This is a genomic window from Oceanospirillum sediminis, assembly GCF_014164585.1.
Classification (GTDB): Bacteria; Pseudomonadota; Gammaproteobacteria; order Pseudomonadales; family Halomonadaceae; genus Oceanospirillum; species Oceanospirillum sediminis.
In genome coordinates this window covers 1-4,743 of the sequence record NZ_JACJFM010000020.1, presented here as the reverse complement: position 1 = coordinate 4,743, position 4,743 = coordinate 1, and the positions used below count along the sequence as shown (strand labels likewise).

General features: G+C 50.5%; 1 protein-coding gene. It reads right to left on the bottom strand.

Annotated elements, in window-relative coordinates; all coding sequences use genetic code 11:
- On the bottom strand, window positions 1–4,743 hold a 4,743-nt coding region (locus H4O21_RS14690; RefSeq protein ID WP_182809631.1), incomplete at both ends, for a calcium-binding protein.

Genomic DNA, 4,743 nt, shown 5'->3' with positions numbered 1-4,743 from the left:
CTGCGTCGTCAGGATCTTCTTCGGCCCCTAGAACATTTTCAATATTCTCGAACTCAAGGGAGCCCGTTACATCACCTTTGTCATCCATGAACTCAATGGTACCGCTCTCAGCATCATCATCGTCATAAATCACACGAGCATTGCCTTCAACCTGTAGGGTATCGAAGTCGTCACCGCCTTCACCACCATCAATACGGTCACCGGCATCACCATGGATAGTATCCCGGTCCGCTCCGCCATCAATCTGGTCACTGCCTTTACCACCTATGATGGTGTCATTACCGGCTCCACCGGTCAGGATGTCATCGCCAGCTTTACCATCGATCACATCATCGCCACCCATACCATGCAGTTCATTGGTATAGGTATCAGATAAGCTGGTGCCCTGATTATCAAAGCCAGTCAGATTATCGGCATGCTCTGAACCTGTAACGCCATCAATACCACCACGGATAGTATCGTTATCAGCATCGCCTCCAGACAACTGACGAGTACTCAGATCAACATTTACACCTTCGTCAGAACCAGAATAATCCAGAGTGTCCTGACCACTATCGCCCTGGAAGGTATCAGCACCTTCGCCACCAACAAAGGTATCGTCACCGGCACCACTTCTCATAAAGTTAGTGCCACTGCCTCCATGCATTTCATCATTACCGTCACCACCCAGAAGCGTGTCATTACCGGCATCTCCGTAGACTTCATCATCTCCTGCTCCAGCACGGACTATGTCATCTCCTCCACCAGCTTTAATGATGTCGTCATGGCCCTGCTCTCCATCCAGAATAGCGTCATCGGAATCGATCATGTCGCCATGCGGATCGTCTTTGTAAGATCCATCAATGCGATCATTACCATCGGTTCCGTCTACTATTCCATCAGGTCCGGATGATGGCTCTTCGGCTCCAACAACATTTTCAATATTTTCAAACTCCAGAGAGCCGGTCACATCACCCTTATCATTCATAAACTCAATGGTGCCACTTTCGGCATCATCTTCGTCATAAATCACGCGGGCATTGCCTTCAACCTGCAGGGTATCGAAGTCGTCACCGCCTTCACCACCATCAACCCGATCACCAGCTCCACCGTGGATAGTATCCCGATCAGCTCCGCCATCAATCTGATCGCTGCCTTTACCGCCTATGATGGTGTCATTACCGGCTCCACCGGTCAGGATGTCATCACCAGCTTTGCCATCGATCACATCATCGCCACCCATACCATGCAGCTCATTGGTATAAGTATCAGATGCGGAATTCCCCTGATTATCAAAGCCAGTCAGATTATCGGCATGCTCTGAACCTGTAACGCCATCAATGCCGCCTTTAATAGTGTCATTATCAGCATCACCGCCGGACACATGCTTCTTACTCAGATCTACGGTTACCCCTTCATCAGAGTTCGAGTAATCCAGGTTATCCTGGCCCCGGCCTCCATTGAAGGTATCGGCACCTTCACCACCTACGAAGGTATCATCACCATTACCACCAGACAGTTTATTAGTGCCTGAGCCACCATGAAGCTCATCAGCACCGTTACCACCATCCAATTTGTCATTGCCGGCGTCACCGTAAATTTCATCATTGCCATCACCGGCTTTAACGGTGTCATTACCATCGCCTGCTTTAATGATGTCGTCATGCCCATGCTCACCATCCAGAATGGCATCATTGGCATCTACCTGGTCACCATGAGGGTCATCGCTATAATTTTTATCGATCTTATCGTTGCCATCAGTGCCATCCACAATGCCATCAGGCCCTGAAGTTGACTCTTCTGCTCCAACAACGTTCTCGATATTTTCAAACTCCAGAGAACCGGTCACATCACCCTTATCATTCATAAACTCAATGGTGCCGCTTTCAGCATCATCTTCGTCATAAACCACACGGGCATTGCCTTCAACCTGCAGGGTATCGAAGTCGTCACCGCCTTCACCACCATCAATACGGTCACCGGCATCACCATGGATAGTGTCCCGATCAGCTCCGCCATCAATCTGGTCGCTGCCTTTACCACCTATGATGGTGTCATTACCGGCTCCACCGGTCAGGATATCATCACCAGCTTTACCATCGATCACATCATCGCCCCCCATACCATGCAGCTCATTGGTATAGGTATCGGATGCGGAATTCCCCTGATTATCAAAGCCAGTCAGATTATCGGCATGCTCTGAACCAGTAACACCATCAATGCCACCTTTAATAGTGTCATTATCAGCATCGCCACCGGACACATGTTTACTACTCAGATCTACGGTTACGCCTTCATCAGAGTTCGAGTAATCCAGATTATCCTGGCCTCGGCCACCACTGAAAGTATCGGCACCTTCACCGCCTACGAAGGTATCATCACCATTACCACCAGACAGTTTATTAGTGCCTGAGCCACCATGCAGCTCATCAGCACCGTTGCCACCATCCAGTGTATCGTTACCGGCATCACCATAAATTTCATCATTGCCTTCGCCGGCTTTAACGGTGTCATTGCCGTCGCCTGCTTTAATGATGTCGTCATGCCCATACTCACCATCCAGAATGGCATCATTGGCATCGACCTGGTCACCATGAGGGTCGTCGCTATAATTTTTATCGATCTTATCGTTGCCATCAGTGCCATCCACAATGCCATCAGGCCCTGAAGGTGACTCTTCTGCTCCAACAACGTTCTCGATATTTTCAAACTCCAGAGAACCGGTCACATCACCCTTATCATTCATAAACTCAATGGTGCCACTTTCGGCATCATCTTCGTCATAAATCACGCGGGCATTACCTTCAACCTGCAGGGTATCGAAGTCGTCACCGCCTTCACCACCATCAACCCGATCACCAGCTCCACCGTGGATAGTATCCCGATCAGCTCCGCCATCAATCTGATCACTGCCTTTACCACCTATGATGGTGTCATTGCCAGCACCACCAGTCAGCGTGTCATCATTCTCACCACCACGGAGTTCATCGTCACCTTCGCCGCCATGCAGCTCATCAGCACCTTTTCCGCCACGTAGTGTATCGTCACCCTCTCCACCATAGAGTTTATCAGCACCTTCTCTGCCATAGAGCTCATCGGCACCATCACCGCCTTGTAACTCATCAGCACCTTTTCCACCATAGAGTTTATCAGCGCCGTCACCACCGCTTAGCGTGTCATTACCTTCACCACCGCGAAGTTCATCAGCGCCTTTTCCACCATGCAGCTCATCGTCGCCTTGTCCTCCACGCAGTGTATCGTCGCCTTCACCACCATAAAGCTCATCAGCGCCTTTTCCACCATGGAGTGTATCGGCACCTTTACCACCGTAAAGCTCGTCGTCGCCAGCACCACCACGTAGCTTGTCGTCGCCTTCGCCACCATAAAGCTCATCATTGCCTTTACCGCCATGGAGCTTATCAGCACCATCGCCGCCATCTAGCTTATCGTCGCCAGCACCACCACGCAGTTTGTCGTCGCCTTCACCACCATAAAGTTCATCATTACCTTTTCCGCCGTGGAGTGTATCAGCGCCATCGCCACCATCTAATTTATCGTTACCGGCTCCACCGCGAAGCTTGTCATCACCTTGTTCACCATAAAGCTCATCATCACCTTTACCAGCTTTGACAATATCATCACCTCCACCAGCTCTGATGATGTCATCATGTCCCTGCTCACCATCCAGAATGGCATCATTGGCATCTACCCTGTCACCATTAGGATCTTCAGAGTAGCCCTTATCAATCTTGTCATTGCCGTCAGTACCTTCGACGATTCCATCCGGATCTTTATCACAATCCGAGTCACTGTCTGAATCACTATCCGAGTCCGAATCGCTATCTGAATCCAGATCCGGATCAGTAGCAGTAGCAGAACCTGAATCACCGTCAGAGTCTGAACCATCATTAGAATGTGGGCCGTCATCGGAGTCGGAGTCGCTGTCCGAATCTGAGTCGCTATCCGAGTCAGAGTCACTGTCGGAATCAGAATCGCTGTCGGAGTCACTATCCGAGTCAGAGTCACTGTCAGAGTCCGAATCACTGTCAGAGTCTGAGTCGCTGTCCGAGTCAGAGTCCGAATCACTGTCGGAGTCTGAATCACTATCCGAGTCTGAATCGCTGTCGGAGTCAGAGTCACTGTCGGAATCCGAATCGCTGTCGGAGTCAGAGTCGCTGTCTGAGTCCGAATCACTATCTGAATCAGAGTCACTGTCCGAATCAGAGTCACTATCCGAGTCAGAGTCGCTATCGGAGTCAGAGTCACTGTCGGAGTCGGAATCACTATCCGAGTCTGAATCGCTGTCGGAGTCGGAGTCACTATCCGAGTCGGAGTCACTGTCGGAGTCAGAGTCACTGTCCGAATCAGAGTCACTGTCGGAGTCTGAATCGCTATCCGAGTCAGAGTCACTGTCAGAGTCCGAATCACTGTCAGAGTCTGAGTCACTGTCCGAATCAGAGTCACTATCCGAGTCAGAGTCGCTATCGGAGTCAGAGTCACTGTCGGAGTCGGAATCACTATCCGAGTCTGAATCGCTGTCGGAGTCCGAATCGCTATCCGAGTCGGAGTCACTGTCCGAATCGGAGTCACTGTCGGAATCCGAATCGCTATCCGAGTCAGAGTCACTGTCAGAGTCCGAATCACTGTCAGAGTCTGAGTCGCTGTCCGAATCCGAGTCCGAATCACTGTCGGAGTCTGAATCACTGTCGGAGTCTGAATCACTGTCGGAGTCTGAATCACTGTCGGAGTCTGAATCACTATCCG